13 protein-coding genes are annotated in these 14,711 nt (G+C 68.5%); 8 read left to right on the top strand and 5 right to left on the bottom strand.

Going from position 1 to position 14,711, the window contains the following annotated elements:
- Positions 1-45: 45 nt before the first annotated feature.
- The gene (locus WCE39_RS04920) at positions 46-1,686 is read right to left on the bottom strand and encodes an alpha/beta hydrolase (protein WP_343275588.1); all 1,641 of its coding nucleotides are present in this window, start codon (positions 1,684-1,686) and stop codon (positions 46-48) included.
- A 134-nt stretch (positions 1,687-1,820) separates the two neighbouring features.
- Between WCE39_RS04920 and WCE39_RS04915 the strand changes: the two genes are divergently transcribed.
- Together WCE39_RS04915 and WCE39_RS04910 are read left to right on the top strand one after the other, a co-directional pair.
- Positions 1,821-3,524 (top strand): histidine kinase, encoded by a 1,704-nt coding sequence (locus WCE39_RS04915; protein WP_343275587.1) that lies wholly within the window; start codon positions 1,821-1,823, stop codon positions 3,522-3,524.
- The gene (locus WCE39_RS04910) at positions 3,512-4,213 is read left to right on the top strand and encodes a LytR/AlgR family response regulator transcription factor (protein WP_343275586.1); all 702 of its coding nucleotides are present in this window, start codon (positions 3,512-3,514) and stop codon (positions 4,211-4,213) included. The genes WCE39_RS04915 and WCE39_RS04910 overlap by 13 nt, the downstream gene beginning before the upstream one ends.
- A 75-nt stretch (positions 4,214-4,288) precedes the next feature.
- Here WCE39_RS04910 and WCE39_RS04905 read toward each other — a convergent pair whose 3' ends face one another.
- From WCE39_RS04905 to WCE39_RS04895, 3 genes are all read right to left on the bottom strand, one after another.
- On the bottom strand, positions 4,289-5,272 hold the full coding sequence (locus WCE39_RS04905) for an aldo/keto reductase (RefSeq protein WP_343275963.1): 984 nt from the start codon (positions 5,270-5,272) through the stop codon (positions 4,289-4,291).
- Between the two features lie 95 nt (positions 5,273-5,367).
- Positions 5,368-6,162: an SDR family NAD(P)-dependent oxidoreductase gene (locus WCE39_RS04900; RefSeq protein ID WP_343275585.1), complete on the bottom strand. Its 795-nt coding sequence runs from the start codon at positions 6,160-6,162 to the stop codon at positions 5,368-5,370.
- 34 nt (positions 6,163-6,196) lie between these two features.
- Positions 6,197-6,910: a DODA-type extradiol aromatic ring-opening family dioxygenase gene (locus WCE39_RS04895; protein WP_343275584.1), complete on the bottom strand. Its 714-nt coding sequence runs from the start codon at positions 6,908-6,910 to the stop codon at positions 6,197-6,199.
- A 208-nt stretch (positions 6,911-7,118) separates the two neighbouring features.
- Here WCE39_RS04895 and WCE39_RS04890 point away from each other — a divergent pair, with 208 nt between their 5' ends.
- Positions 7,119-8,015: a LysR family transcriptional regulator gene (locus WCE39_RS04890; protein WP_343275583.1), complete on the top strand. Its 897-nt coding sequence runs from the start codon at positions 7,119-7,121 to the stop codon at positions 8,013-8,015.
- Between the two features lie 28 nt (positions 8,016-8,043).
- Here the strand turns inward: WCE39_RS04890 and WCE39_RS04885 are convergent, their stop codons facing one another.
- Positions 8,044-9,909 carry a LysM peptidoglycan-binding domain-containing protein gene (locus tag WCE39_RS04885; protein WP_343275582.1) on the bottom strand — a complete coding sequence of 622 codons (1,866 nt, stop codon included), beginning with the start codon at positions 9,907-9,909 and terminating at the stop codon, positions 8,044-8,046.
- 131 nt (positions 9,910-10,040) lie between these two features.
- Between WCE39_RS04885 and WCE39_RS04880 the strand changes: the two genes are divergently transcribed.
- From WCE39_RS04880 to WCE39_RS04860, 5 genes are all read left to right on the top strand, one after another.
- Positions 10,041-10,715, top strand: a complete 675-nt coding sequence (locus WCE39_RS04880; RefSeq protein ID WP_343275581.1) for a trimeric intracellular cation channel family protein — start codon at positions 10,041-10,043, stop codon at positions 10,713-10,715.
- A 12-nt stretch (positions 10,716-10,727) separates the two neighbouring features.
- Positions 10,728-11,141, top strand: coding sequence for a CopL family metal-binding regulatory protein (locus WCE39_RS04875; RefSeq protein ID WP_343275580.1), 414 nt, complete (start codon positions 10,728-10,730; stop codon positions 11,139-11,141).
- 117 nt (positions 11,142-11,258) lie between these two features.
- Entirely contained in the window at positions 11,259-13,076 is a 1,818-nt protein-coding gene (locus WCE39_RS04870; protein WP_343275579.1) for a copper resistance system multicopper oxidase, read from the top strand.
- A 5-nt stretch (positions 13,077-13,081) separates the two neighbouring features.
- Positions 13,082-14,122 carry a copper resistance protein B gene (locus WCE39_RS04865; protein ID WP_449283983.1) on the top strand — a complete coding sequence of 347 codons (1,041 nt, stop codon included), beginning with the start codon at positions 13,082-13,084 and terminating at the stop codon, positions 14,120-14,122.
- Between the two features lie 25 nt (positions 14,123-14,147).
- Positions 14,148-14,681: a DUF411 domain-containing protein gene (locus tag WCE39_RS04860; protein ID WP_343275577.1), complete on the top strand. Its 534-nt coding sequence runs from the start codon at positions 14,148-14,150 to the stop codon at positions 14,679-14,681.
- Positions 14,682-14,711 lie beyond the last annotated feature (30 nt).

Here is a 14,711-nt window from a genome sequence, read left to right as displayed (position 1 = left end):
ATGCTCTGTCCCGCGGCGGTGAGTGGTTGGGGCTCTGCACAACCGTCACTGCATCCGCTGAGAACTGCGGATCCGTGCACCACGACGCCACCGCCATAGCAGCGCTACCGCGATCAGCACGAGTGCTCCGAGCATCCCGACTGCGCCCAATACCGCTCCTTTGCCGATGCCCAACGTCTGCATCAGCAAGCCCGGCTTTCCTTGTGCCATGACTGGAGGCGGCACTACCAGCTCCGTGATGCTTACGCCGCGCCCTGCAAGGAATCCGGCAACCTCCCCGGCAATGTCCGGATCACCCAACCACAGTTCGTCGTCATGGCTGGCGCCGCGCACGAGGAGATGGGCGGCAACGCCGAAGCCGGGCAGCAGCGCCTCCGCATTCGCTGGTGGGGTGCGCCCATCGAGCGTGCCGCTGACAAACAACGTCGGGACATCGCTCCGCAGCGGCGCACGGTAGCCCTCGCCCAGAACCTTCAGCCCCAGGCCATCACCGATCATCGGAAACGGAAAGTTCAAGGCATCGCCGAAAAGACTCTCTTTTGCCTGCGTTTCGGCCAATGCACGTCGCTGGCGGCTCTGCCCGGATGCCACGTCCATCGCCAGCGGCATGGCGTGGAACTCGCCGAGGTGCTCGCGCACCGCCAGCACCAGGGTCGCCAGCAGATCGTAATCGCCCGCGTCGGCATCGTGCAGGGCCAAGGGCAGCATCTGCTGGGTGGATCGACGTCCCAGGGCGGCCGCGATCGCCAGCTGCGCGTCATAGGCGCCCAGGGTCACTACCCTGCCCCGGTGCATGAAGCTGCGACCTTGGGCGGGCTGGTCGCGCAGCCTCGCCAGAACGCGCCGGGTCATCCCTGTCAGGTCTTCGAATCCCTGCTCCCGAGCGACCAGGGCGAGCTCCGAGAGCAGTGTGTCTGCCGCCAAGGGAAGTTTCAGCGTGTCGTCAGGGCCTTCGGCGCCGATCAGCACAACGCGTTCAATCCCCGCACCGTGCAGACGCAGGCTCGCCATGGCCAGGTGAGTGCCGTAACTCATGCCCCACAGGCTGATCTTCGGCACGCCCAGCGCCCGCCGCAGGTCCTCGAGATCGGCGGCGCTCTCGGCGGTGGTATAAGCCGCCAGGTCGACGCCCTCCTCCCGCCAATGGGTGATGCATCTTGCGGCCGTCTGACTCAGCGTCGTCAGCGCAGATGCGCGGTCCAGGGGCCGCGTATCGTCGAACTGCCGGACGTAAGGACACGGCGGCGGAGGCTCGGACAATCCCGTGCCCCGCTGGTCGAACAGCAGGACGTCGGTTTCGCGCTGCACCTGTTCGAACACCGGCCAGCGCGGCCCGCGTGCCGTTCCAACGCCGGAGCCGCCGGGACCCCCGGCCAGATAGACCACCGGCGCTGCCTTGCCGTCGCCACCCGTGGCCGGCAGGCGCACGACGCGCAGCTGCATGCGCAGGCCGTCCTGCTCGTCGCGGCGACGCGGCACGTCCAGGAACGCGACTTGGGCGTCGATGGTGCCGTGTCGCTGGGTCTCGAATGCGTAAGGCGCGAACGCCAGCGATGGATCAACGTCGACGCCTGTCGCATCCGCTGGCAGCATCATTGCGAACAGCGTGCAGGCCACCGTCAAACGAAGGGGCAGCGCGAACGATCCGCCGCTGGATGTGGAGATCTCGAACAAGACATGGGGCATGGCGGGTTCCGGATGTCAGCAGGGAAAGGCGTCCCACCAGCATCCGCCCTGCCCCGTGGGTCATGGCGTTTGCAACCGCCCAACGTCTCCAGCTGCGGGGCCAATGTCTCCAGGTCACCAGTACGATATGGCGCATGAGGATCACAAACGTCCTGGCCGCACCTCTGGTGCTGGTGCTGCTGGTCGCCGCCTGGCTCCTGGCGACATCGCACGGTCCCGCGGCCGGACAGGTACTGTCCGCCGAAATGGCGCCGGCCTTGATGCCGATGTCAGGACCGATGCCCGAACAGCCTCCGGATGAACTCGACTGGCAGCCGCTTGATCCCGGCATGCTGGCCGCTTGGCAGGATCCCTACTGGTTGCGCTGGCGCGTGGCTTCCCCGGCGGACCATGCCGGCCGCCTGCTGCACCTGTCCCTGCGTGCCGCCAGCCAGACTTACTGGAACGGGCAGCCGCTGGCCGCCAACGGCATCGTCGGGCGCAGCGAGGACGAGGAACATCCCGGGCTGATCGATATCGTCCGCGTGCTGCCACCGTCCACGCACATCGGAGCCGATGAGCTGGTCGTTCTTGCGTCGAGCCAACACCAGTGGCTGCGCATGGGCACCACCGATGCGGGGTTGCGGATCGTACCGGTCGGGGCGCCTGTCCTGGACGGCGCTGGCTCATGGCTGATCGTCGCGTTTGCCACAGGCGCGCTTGGAGCCGCGTGGCTGTACCTGCTTGCCGTGCAGCGCTGGCAGCCCCGAGCGCATGGCGCACCGCTGCTGCTGACGCTGGGCGCCGTTGGCCTGGCGCTGCCGGTGCTTGAAGCCTGGCGGCCACTGCTCGGCTATCCCTATCCATGGCACGGCCTGCGCATGTTCGCGCTGCTGGCAATGCACGCGGCGGCAGCTGTGCTGCTGCCGGCCTACCTTGCGCGGCGTTTCGACGTGGCCGTGCCGCGGGCTGCATGCATCGCCTATATTGCGACGCTGGCGGGTGTGGTGGCCTTCCTGCCAAGTTTCGATGGTCGCGGCGCCACTCTCCTGCTGCTGAGCCTGCTGGCCTCGGTATGGCTGCTGCGGCGCGCAGAGCGCGAACACGGGGAACGCGGGCCGATCCTTGTCCTCATGCTGGTCGGTGCACTGACGATGCCGGTCGCCGGCGGTGCATTCCTCGACGGCCCCTACTTCCTCCTGCTGGCCGTGCTCATGGGCTTCCTGCTGCTGCGCCATGCGGAGCGGCTGCGCGCCATGGCCCGTCACAACGCGCGGCTTCGCGAAGAACGCGCGCAGCTGTCGCTGCAGCTGTTGCAGCGTGGCATACAGCCGCACTGGCTGATGAACACGCTGACCTGCCTGCAGGAGCTGATCGAACAGGCACCGCCGCGGGCCAGCCGTCTTGTCGAATCGCTGGCCGAGCAGTTCGACCGCCTGCGCGAGAGCAGTGGCCAGGCACTGGTTCCGCTGGACGACGAACTGGCGCTCTGCCGCAACCACCTGGACATCGTCAGCCTGGCACTCGGGCAGCCGATTGGCCTGGAGGTCGATGCCGACGATACCGATCTGCTTCTGCCACCGGGGGTGCTCCACGCCCAGGTCGAGAACGCACTCACCCACGCCGGTACACGCGCCTGCACACAACATCCCTTCCGCCTGCGCGTGACACGGCAGAACGGACACCGGATCCTCGAACTGCGCAGTGCCCTTGGCACTGCGGCGCATCGTGGCCTGGGCACGGGCACGCGCTACATCGAGGCCAGCCTCGCTGCCTCCTTCCCGGGCCGCTGGCGCTTCACCCAGGGCCCCGACAATGCGGGCTGGTGCGGCCGGATCGAGCTGGCATGCGCATCCTGATCGTCGAGGACGAACCGCTCATCCGAGAGCGCCTGCTGCGCATGTGCAGTGAACTGGCGGGCGGACGCGCACGCTTCGACGCCGTCGCCGACCTCGACCTGGCTGGCGACCGACTGCAGCGAAGCCTTTATGACGGCTTGCTGCTGGACCTGAACCTCGGCGGCGAGGACGGCTTCGACCTGCTGCGGCAGGCGGTCGCCGGTCGCGACCACTGCGTGGTCGTGTCGGCCCATCGCGAGCGCGCCCTGCAGGCGTTCGAACATGGCGTGCTGGATTTCGTGCCCAAGCCATTCACGCGCGAGCGCCTCGGCCTGGCCCTGGATCGCCTGCTTGACGCCGCCCGCTATCGGCCAGGGCGCGCACGCTATCTCGGCATATGGCGCGCGAGCGGCACAGCGCTGGTCGAGTTGGCCGACGTACTCTGGATCCGTGCCGATGGCGACTACAGCGAGGTGCGGCTGCTTGATGGCCGCAGCGAGCTGCACGACAAATCCCTGACGGCGCTGACCGCCGTGCTGCCGCCCGACTTCGTGCGCTGCCACCGCTCCTGCCTGGTCAACCTGCGCCATGTCCGCTCACTCCATGCCGGTTCGGGCAGTCGCTATTGGTTGGTCATGGCGAATGGAAAGGAGCTGGCCGTGGGCCGCGCCCATGTGTCCGCTTTGCGACAGGCGCTTGGCATCGACTGAAGGACGTGCGGTCGCCACCGTCCACGAAGGGCGAGACGTCGATGGGCTTGATGCCCGCTACCGTGCTCATTTCCATCAGGATCGGCCAGCCCCTGGATGCCGTGGCGGCAAGGGCGCGGTGGAGGCCGGGTTGCTTGCGTCGTCGAGCGCTTCCAGTGCGGACGGCGGCAACGAAAGGTCGGCGGCTTTCATGATGTCGTCCAGCTGTTGCAGGCTGGTGGCGCTTGCGATCGGCGCGGTCAGGTTCGGTCGCGTCATCAGCCAGGCCAGCGCGACCTGCGCCGGAGTGGCCTTCGCCTCATCGGCGACCTTGCGCAGGACATCGAGCAGCTTGAGGCCACGTTCGTCGAAGTATCCCTGCAGGAAACCTCCGCGCGCCGCGCCTTTCAGGTCGTCCACGCTGCGGTACTTTCCGGTGAGGAAACCGCTGGCCAGCGAGAAGTAGCCGACCACGCCCAGCCCGTGTTCCGCGGCCACGCCGGCCAGCTCCGACTCGAAGCTGCGGTCGTACAGGTTGTACGCCGGCTGGATGACTTCGTAGCGCGGCAGGCCCTCCTGCTGCGAGACCGCCAGCGCCTCCCGCAGCCGGCCCGCGCTGTAGTTGGATGCGCCGAGCGTGCGCACCTTGCCGGCCCCCACCAGCTTGCCGAACGCGCCCAGCGTTTCGGCAAGCGGCACGTCGGCATCGTCCTCATGGGCGAAATAGACGTCGAGGTAATCCGTCTGCAGCCGGCGCAGCGAATCCTCCACCGCCGCCTCGATGTTGGCCGCCGACAGCCCCTTGCGCGGTGCCCACTTGGCGACCTTGGTCATCAGCACGAGGTCGTCGCGGCGACCGCGTTTGGCGAGCCAGTTGCCGATGACGGTCTCGGATTCTCCGCCCGACAGGCCCGGGCCCCAGGAGGAATAGACGTCGGCGGTGTCGATGGCGTTGAAGCCACGCTCGACGAAGCGGTCGAGCAGCTTGAACGAGGTGGCCTCGTCGGCGGTCCAGCCGAAGACGTTGCCGCCGAAAACGAGCGGTGCGATGTCAGGCCCGCTGCGGCCGAGTTTGCGCATCTGCACGGTGTATTGCTCCCTGGAGTCCTGGAGGCCCTGCCCCGCGTCGCGCGGTTGAAGCCGGATGGGGGTGAACGAGGCCGGGAAGGCCTGGGTCAGGCGATGGTTTCCACGGTGCCGCCGTCGACGCGCAGCGCGGAACCGGTGGTGGCGCTGGCCTGCGGCGAGGCCACGTAGACGCTCAGGTTCGCGACTTCTTCAGGTTCCGCGAAATGCCCGAGCAGGTTGGACGGACGGTTCTCGGCCAGGAACAGGCCTTCCATCTCGACCGGGGTCACGCCGCGCTCTGCGGCCAGGCCGGCCATCATCTTCACCGAACCGCTGGTGCGGGTCGGGCCCGGCAGGATCGTGTTGACCGTGACGCCGGTACCGGCAAGCACCTTGGCCAGTCCGCGCGAGAGGCCCTGAACCGCGGCCTTGCTGACACCGTAGTGCACCATCTCGGTGGGGATGTTGAGCGCGGATTCGCTGGAGACGAACTGGATGCGGCCCCATCCGCGCTCGCGCATCCCACGGGCGTAGTGGCGCGCCAGGCGCACGCCGGTCATCACGTTGACCTGCCAGAACTCGTCCCACAGCGCGTCATCGATGTCGAAGAACTCGCGCGCGCCATAGATGCCGAGGTTGTTGACGAAGATGTCGGCGTCAGGCCGCGCGGCGGTGAGCGCGGCACAGCCTTCGGCGGTGCCGACATCGGCGACCACGCCGCCGGCGTCGTCGCGGCCCGAGGCCTTGCGGACGTCGGCCACGGCGGCGTCCACGCGCTCCTGCTCGCGGCCGACGACGGTGACGGTAGCGCCCGCCCTGGCCAGGCCGGTGGCGATGGCCAGGCCGATGCCGCCGGTGGACCCGGTGATGACAGCGGACTTGCCGGAAAGATCGATCTTCATGGGAATGGTCTCCTGGTTCGGGGCTGGGGCTGGATCAGCCGAAGCGGAATGCGGACAGCGTGGTCTTCATCACTTCCTCGGAATAGACCTTGCGGCCCTCGGAACCGGTGCCTGCGCCGGCGGCAACCAGCAGCGGCAGCAGGTGCTCCTCGGCGCCCGGCGGATGGCTGTCGCGGGCGTGGGGCGCGTTCGCCCACTCGCGCAGCATGGCCTCGCGCTGTTCCGGCGCGCGCTCTACCGCCGCGGTCAGCCATTCGTCGAACCTTGCCGAAAGCGGTGTGTAGCGCGGGTCACCGTAGCCGCGCATGTTGTGGAAGCTCATGCCGCTGCCGACGATCAGCACGCCCTCGTCGCGCAGCCCGGCAAGGGCACGGCCGGCTTCGATATGTGCCGCCGGATCCATGTCGCGGCGCAGCGAGAGCTGCACCACCGGCACGTCGGCACGGGGGAACATCAGTTTGAGCGGAATGAAGACGCCGTGGTCGTAGCCGCGCTGCGGATCGATGCGCGTCGGCGTGCCTGCCTCGTCCAGCAGCTGCACGATGCGGTCGGCCAGCGCCGGGTCGCCGGGGGCCGGATACGTCAGTTCGTAGGTGTGGGCCGGGAAGCCGCTGTAGTCGTAGATCAGCGGCGGCCGGGGGTGACCGGTGACGCTGAAGCCGGTCTCCAGCCAATGACCGGACACCAGCACGATCGCGCGCGGCGCCTGCGGCAGGGTTGCGGCCGCCCCCGTGAGGAAGGAGGCCATGCGGTCCCATGTCCCGGGCGGGTTCCAGTCCATGAAGAAGCAGGGACCGGCACCGTGGGGAACGAAGAGGACAGGCATGCGCGTGGCGCTGCCAGTGGCGGGTTGGGAAGGCTGAATCGTCATGGCAGCCATTGTCGGCTCCTTCCCTGACAGCGTGAACCTGGCGATCGAGGCCAGCAGTTCGCACCAGTAGTGTTAGATTGGCGGCATGGACCGGATCACCAGCATGCGGGTGTTCGTGCGCGCCGCTACGGACGGCAGCCTGTCTGCCGCCGCCCGCCACCTGGGCATGTCCCCGGCCATGGCGACCAAGCACGTCAACGCGCTGGAGGCGCGATTGGGCGTGAAGCTCTTCCATCGCACCACCCGCCAGCTGGCACTGACCGAGCCCGGCAGCGACTACCTTGAGGCCTGCCTGCGCATCCTGCCCGAGATCGACGAGGCCGAGGCTGCCGCCACCTCGCAGCGCACCAAGGCCAGCGGCCTGCTGCGCATGAATGTGCCGCTGTCATTCGGACGCTGCTTCATCGCGCCGCTGATCCCGGAGTTCTGCCAACGGCATCCCGAAGTGACCGTGGAGCTGGGCCTGTCGGATGCGGAACTCGACCTGATCGCCGGCAGCTGGGACCTGGGGATCCGCATCGGCCGACTCGGCGACAGCCCGCTGCAGGCGCGCAGGTTGGGCGACAGCCCCATGCGTGTCTGCGCCGCGCCCGCATATCTGGACGCACGCGGTGTGCCACGCCGGGTCGCCGAGCTGGTCCAGCACAACTGCCTGGGCTACACCCTGTCGGCGTCGCAGGGGCGCGGACACTGGGCGTTCGGCGCCAAAGGCGAAATACGCGTCCCCGTCGGCGGCAACCTGCTGGCCAACAACGGCGATGCCCTGCTGGCGGCGGCGGTGCGGGGCCAGGGGATCATCTACCAGCCGCAGTTCATCGTCGGCGGCGCGATCGAGCGTGGCGAACTGGTCACGCTGGAACTGGACAAGGCCCCGGTGGAACTCGGCGGCATCCACGTCCTCTACCCGCCCGACCGGCGACCGCCGGCCAAGGTGCGGGTGATGATCGATTACCTGGTGGAGGCTTTCGCCGCGGCGGACTAGCGCGTGGCTGTCTTCGAGTGAGCCTTGGTTACTTCCAGATCGCCGCGAATCCGTTGGGATGCTGGCCCGGGTTGGCATAGGAGAAGGTTTCGAGCTGGCCGGCGGTCATGGTGGTGATGCCCGGACGCGCGGGATCGCCGACGATGAAGTTGCCGTTGCCGTCCAGGCCGGCGACGTAGATGAAGTGTCCGCCGCCGCCGGGCAGGCCGCCGTTGAGGATCACGGTCTGGCCGGACTCGAGCGCACTGCGCACCGATGCGGCGGAGCCGCTGGGATTGAAGCTGGCCTGCAGGCCGGCCTTGCGCGCACCGGCTGCGATCAGCGAGGCGTCACCCGGCACGCCGTGGCCCCAGCTCTGCCCGATCAGGCCCACCGCCTCATTGCGCGTGGTCATGTTGTTCGGGCGCACGCCCCAGGCGGCCAGCGCCATGGTCAGCGAGGCCGGGCCGCAGGACCAGCCATCGGGCTGCTGCAGGTAGAAGCTGCTGCGGTCGGTGCTGGCACCTCCAGGACCCGGCACCGGGTTCGGCATCGGTGCCACATCGCCGCCACCGGGCACCGTCAGCGTCTGGCCGACATGGATCAGGTTCGGATTGGCCAGGCCGTTGAGCTGTGCCAGCGCCTGCCAGCTGGTGTTGAACTGGCCGGCGATGCCCGACAGCGTCTCGCCCGCGCGCACGGTATGCGTACCGGTTTCCGGGACCGGTGCCGGCGTCGGCGCGGGTGCGGGCGCCGCGCCGCCGCCCGGCGTCCTCAACACCTGGCCCGGGAAGATCATGTTGGGATCCCCCAGGCCGTTGAGCCGCGCCAGGGTCTGCCAGTCGGTGTTGTTGGCCGCGGCGATCGTCGACAGGTTTTCCCCTGACTGCACGGTGTGCGTGCCCGTCGCCGGCGGCGAGGCGTCGCCGCCGCCCGGGGTCCTCAGCACCTGTCCCGGATAGATCATGTTCGGGTCGCCCAGGCCGTTCAGGCGCGACAGCGTCTGCCAGTTGGTACCCAGTCGACTGGCGATGCCCGAAAGGGTGTCGCCGTTACGGACGGTATAGGAGCCCGGATCGGCCTGGGCTCCACCCGGCAGCTGCAGCACCTGGCCGGGATGGATGGTGTTGGCGTCGCGCAGGCCGTTGAGCTGGGCCAGGGTCTGCCAGTCGGTGTTGTTGGCATTGGCGATCGCCCACAGCGAGTCACCGGACTGCACGGTGTAGGTGTTTCCGCCCGGTGCGGGCGTTGGCGTTGGCGTTGGCGTGGGGTTCGGGCCGGGCGCGGGCCCCGGATTGGCGACGTTGCCACCCGGCGGCGGCAGGTCCGTCGCGGCCTGCTGGCGCACGCGGCTGGTCGCCTCGCCGGAGGTGATGCGGCCGTCGTTGTTGAAGTCCAGCCCCGCGTTCTGGGTGTAGGCCAGGCCGTCGCCGGTATCGAACAGCGTGGCGTTGGGATCGGTGATCGGCCGCCCGGCGAGCACGGTGGTGTACAGGCCCTCCAGCGTGCCCAGCCGCTCGCCCTTGTACGTACCGAAGTACTTCTCGACGTAGTCCAGCTGTTCGATCGCAGTCATCTGCGAAAGCGCGTAGGTCGAAGTGCCGAGTCCCTGCGCGGTCGGCACGATGAACTGGATCAGCCCGGTGGCACCACTGAGCGGATTCTTCACGTCCGGGCGGAAGCTCTGGCCGGATTCGAAGCTCATCACCGCCATCAGGTACTCGGGCTTGGTGCCGATGCGCGCCGAGATGGCTTCCACCTTGTCGATGAAGGCCTGGGTGACATGCGGATTGCCGCGCACGCCCATGATGTCGTTGTAGTCATAGCCGCTGGGGCTGATGAAATCGCCCGGCCGGTCGACGAACGCGGCGTTGGCGGCGTGGGACGGTGATGCGGCGATGGAATCGAAGGTCATGGCGTGTGCGTCCTTTCAGCGATACCCCGGACATTCCTGCAACCAGACGCGACAGACAACCTAGGGAGGCCCCTAAGTCATTGTCGTGCTTCACGTTTCCGGGCCGTGCAGGCTTGTGTAAGCTGCCCGCGATGATTTCCGTCGAACTCCACGGCTCCCTGGAATTCCACCGCACGCTGGTGCTGGTGCTGGACCTGTGCGGCACGTTCGCGTTCGCCGTCAGCGGCGCCACCGCGGCGGTGCGCAGGCGGCTGGACCTGTTCGGCGTGCTGGTGGTGTCGTTCGCGGCCTCCACCTTCGGCGGCATCAGCCGCGACGTGCTGATCGGCGCGACGCCGCCGGCCGCGTTCCAGGACTGGCGTTATCTTGCGGTCGCCATGGCGGCGGGCGTGCTCACGTTCTACTGGTCAGCCATGGTCGAACGGCTGCGCAACCCCGTGCGCATGCTTGATGCCGTCGGCCTGGCTTTCTTCGCCATCGCCGGCACGCACAAGGCCCTGGTGTTCGGACTCAACCCGGTGATGGCCGCGCTGATGGGCGTGCTGACCGGCATCGGCGGCGGCATGGCGCGGGACATCCTGCTGGCCGAGGTTCCGGTGGTGCTGCGCTCGGATCTCTACGCGGTGGCCGCACTGGCCGGCAGCGGCATCGTCGTGGCGGGGACCCTGGTCGAGGCGCCGGTGCTGGTGTCGGCCAGCGTGGGCGGACTGGTCTGCTTCGGCCTGCGCATGGCGGCCGTGCGATGGGGCTGGCAGCTGCCCATGTCGCGCGGCTCGCAGCCGCCAGGCGGAGACGGGACGCGCTAGACTGGCGGCACTGTGCGCGCGTATGCCCTGCCCCTGCAGATTCTGCTTGCCATTGCCCTGGTCCTGAACGGGATCGGTGGCGCCATGGCCGGTGTGCTTGTCGGAATGCCGATGCCGGTCATGCCGCCGGCCGTGGCCGGGGCCGTGGCGGACGACGCGCTGCCCGTCATGCCCGGCGACTGCGCCAGCCATGGCGAAGCCGTGGCCCCGGCGCCCGAGCCCGCGGCGGACTGCCACGCCGCCGGCGGGTCCGATTGCGGCGACAGTCCCGAGTGCCGCCAGGCCTGCATGCATGCATCGCTGGCGGTGGCGCCGTCCCTGCTGGTCGACGTGGCGCGGCCGCGGGCGGATGCGAACCTGCACCGTCTTGCCGCGGGCCATCCGGCACCGCCGTTGCCGAGCCCCATCCGCCCTCCGATCGCCTGACCGGGGCGCCACCAGGCGCCAGCCACAGGCCGTCGCCCGGCACTGCCCGGGCGGTGATCCACTGAACCTCGATGTCGCGGCAAGGCCCGTGGCGTTGCAGCGTGATCCGGAGATTCCATGCACCACCTTCTTCCGCCCCCTGGCGCGAGCATTCCCCGACGTCGTTTCGTGCAGGGCCTGGCCGCGGGCGGGGCGATGGCCGTACTCGGCCTCGCACCGCGGGCCGGCCAGACCGCGCCGCATCCGCAAATGCCCATCCTTGCCGGCAGCCGGTTCGATCTGTCAATCGGCCGGTCCCCGGTCGACTTCACCGGGCGGCCACGCTTGGCGACGACGGTCAACGGCAGCCTTCCCGGCCCCCTCCTGCGCTTCCGCGAAGGCGACACCGTCACCCTGCGGGTGGCCAACCGCCTGCGTGATGCCTGGTCCTCGATCCACTGGCACGGCCTGATCCTGCCGGCGAACATGGACGGGGTGCCGGGCCTGAGCTTCGACGGCATCGCGCCCGGTGAAACCTGGCAGTACCGCTTCCAGGTCAACCAGTCGGGCACGTACTGGTACCACAGCCACTCGATGTTCCAGGAGCAGGCCGGACTGTACGGCGCGATCGTCATCGATCCGCTGCAGCCGCCGCCCTACCACTACGACCGCGAACACGTGCTGCTGCTGTCGGACTGGACCGACATGGATCCCGAAGCGCTGTTCCGGCGGATGAAGAAGGATTCCGCCTACGACAACTACTACCAGCGCACCGTGGGCGACTTCGTCCGCGACGCGCGTGCCGATGGCCTTGCAGCCACGCTGCGCGACCGCGCGATGTGGGGGCGGATGCGGATGACGCCGACCGACATCTCCGACATCAACGGCCACACCTACACCTACCTGCTCAACGGCGCCGCGCCGGCGGGCAACTGGACCGGCCTGTTCCAGCCCGGCGAGAAGGTGCTGCTGCGTTTCATCAATGGTTCGGCGATGACCTACTTCGACGTGCGCATCCCCGGCCTGAAGATGACCGTGGTCGCGGCCGACGGGCAGTACATCCACCCGGTCACGGTGGACGAGTTCCGGATCGCGACTGCCGAGACCTTCGACGTGCTGGTTGAACCGCGTGGCCAGGATGCGTACGCGATCTTTGCCCAGGACAGCGGCCGCACCGGCTATGCCCGCGGCACGCTGGCCGTGCGCCACGGCCTGGCGCCGCCGGTACCGGCGCTGGACCCGCGTCCGCTGCTGACCATGGACGACATGGGCCACGGCGGGATGGATCACGGGGCAATGGATCATGGCGCAATGGATCATGGCGCGATGGCTCATGGCGCGATGAACCACGCGGCCATGGACCAGTCCGCGCACGCCGGCCACGGTACGCAGCCGATGGCGGTCATGGACCATGGCCCCGGCGGCATGCAGCAACACCCGGCCAGCGAAGACGGCAATCCGCTGATCGACATGCAGGCGATGTCGCTGGCGCCGAAGCTCGATGATCCCGGCGTCGGCCTGCGCGGCAACGGCCGCGACGTGCTGACCTATGGCGCGATGCGCAGCCTGTTCGACGACCCGGACGGCCGGGATCCCGGTCGCGAGGTGGAGCTGCACCTGACCGGACACATGGAGAAGTTCGCCTGGTCGTTCAATGGAAAGAAGTTCATGGACGCCGAGCCGCTGCGCATGACCTACGGCGAACGCCTTCGGATCGTGCTGGTCAACGACACCATGATGTCGCACCCGATCCACCTGCACGGCATGTGGAGCGACATTGAAGACGCGGACGGGAATTTCCAGCTCCGCAAGCACACCGTGGACATGCCGCCAGGCACCAGGCGCAGCTTCCGCGTGCGCGCCGATGCGCTCGGCCGCTGGGCCTTCCACTGCCACCTGCTGTACCACATGGAGGCGGGCATGATGCGCGAAGTGCGTGTGGAGGAGCAGGCATGAGCGGCATGCATGCCACCGTGCTTTCGTTGGCCATCGTGCTGGGCACGGGTGCGATCGGCCAGGTGCAGGCGCAGGTGCAGGCGCAGGACCATGCCGGACATCACGGACACGAGGGGCACGCAGAGCAGGCCACCAGACCGGCTAAGGCGCACGCTGTGATGGATCACGCGAAGGTGGATCATTCCGGGATGGATCACGCGACGATGGACCAATCGCGGATGGACCATTCCACGATGGACCACTCGACCATGGACCACTCGACCATGGACCACTCGACCATGGACCACTCGACCATGGACCACGCCGGTCATGCCAGCCCATCAGGCTCCCCGGCCCCCGTCACCCCGGTCCCGACACTCACCGACGCCGATCGCGCGGCCGCCTTCCCGAAGCTCGAGCGACACATGAAGCACGCGTCGGCGATCAACAGCTATCTGCTGTTCAACCGCTTCGAGGCCTGGGACGCCGACCCCGGCAGCGGCCAGGCCTGGGAAGCGCAAGGCTGGTTCGGCACCGACCTGCGTCGGCTGTGGCTGCGCACGGAGGGCGAACGCAGTGGCGGCACGACGGAGTCTGCCGACCTCGAGCTGCTCTACGGGCGCAGCGTCTCGGCCTGGTGGGACGTGGTTGCCGGCTTGAAGCACGACTTCGCCCCCGACGACGCGCAGACCTGGGCGGCGTTCGGCGTGCAGGGACTCGCGCCTCATATGTTCGAGGTCTCGGTGACCGGCTACGTGGGCGAATCAGGCCGCACGGCGCTGGTCGCGGAAGCCGAGTACGAACTGTTGCTCAGCAATCGCCTGATCCTGCAGCCTGTGCTCGAAGCCACCCTGTTCGGCAAGGATGACCAGGCGCGCGGCGTGGGTTCGGGACTGTCCTCGATGGAAGCAGGCCTGCGCCTGCGCTACGAGTTCAACCGCCACTTCGCGCCGTACATCGGCGTGGTCCATGAGCGGACGTTCGGCGGCACCAGCCGTTTGCGTCGCGGCGACGGCGGGTCGACCCGCGACACACGCGCAGTTATCGGCCTCAGATTCTGGTTTTGAAACAGTCACATGAAGGATATTTGCAATGAATGACATCAACAAGAGTTTCGCCGTGGTGCTGGCGGGTATCTTCGGCCTGCTTGCGGCCTGCACGGCCGACAGCAGCACCCCGGCTGCGCCCGTGGCCCCGCGGTCCGTGCCTGCGCACAGTCCCGTTGCGCCGGCGAACACTGCCGACTCGTCGCTGCTGGTGGTGCACAAGAGCCCCAGCTGCGGCTGCTGCGTGGCCTGGATCGAGCACATGCGCGACGCCGGCTTCGCCATCGAAATCCACGACCACGACGATATGGGTCCGATCAAGCAGCGGGCCGGCGTGCCCTACGCCAAGGGCTCCTGCCACACCGCCGAGATCGACGGCTATTTCGTCGAAGGCCATGTCCCCGCGGAGGACGTCAAACGCCTGCTGGCCGAACGTCCGGATGCCCGCGGCCTGACGGTGCCCGGGATGCCGGCCGGATCACCGGGGATGGAGCTGCCCGACGGCACGGTCCATCCCTATGCGGTCGAGCTGGTCCAGCACGATGGCAGCACGACCGAATACGCCCGCCACGGCGACTGAGCGGATGCGGGCGCCCGGCCCGGGCGCCCC

Source organism: Luteimonas yanweni (assembly GCF_039548475.1).
GTDB lineage: Bacteria > Pseudomonadota > Gammaproteobacteria > Xanthomonadales > Xanthomonadaceae > Luteimonas.
This window is presented reverse-complemented; position numbering and strand designations above follow the sequence as displayed.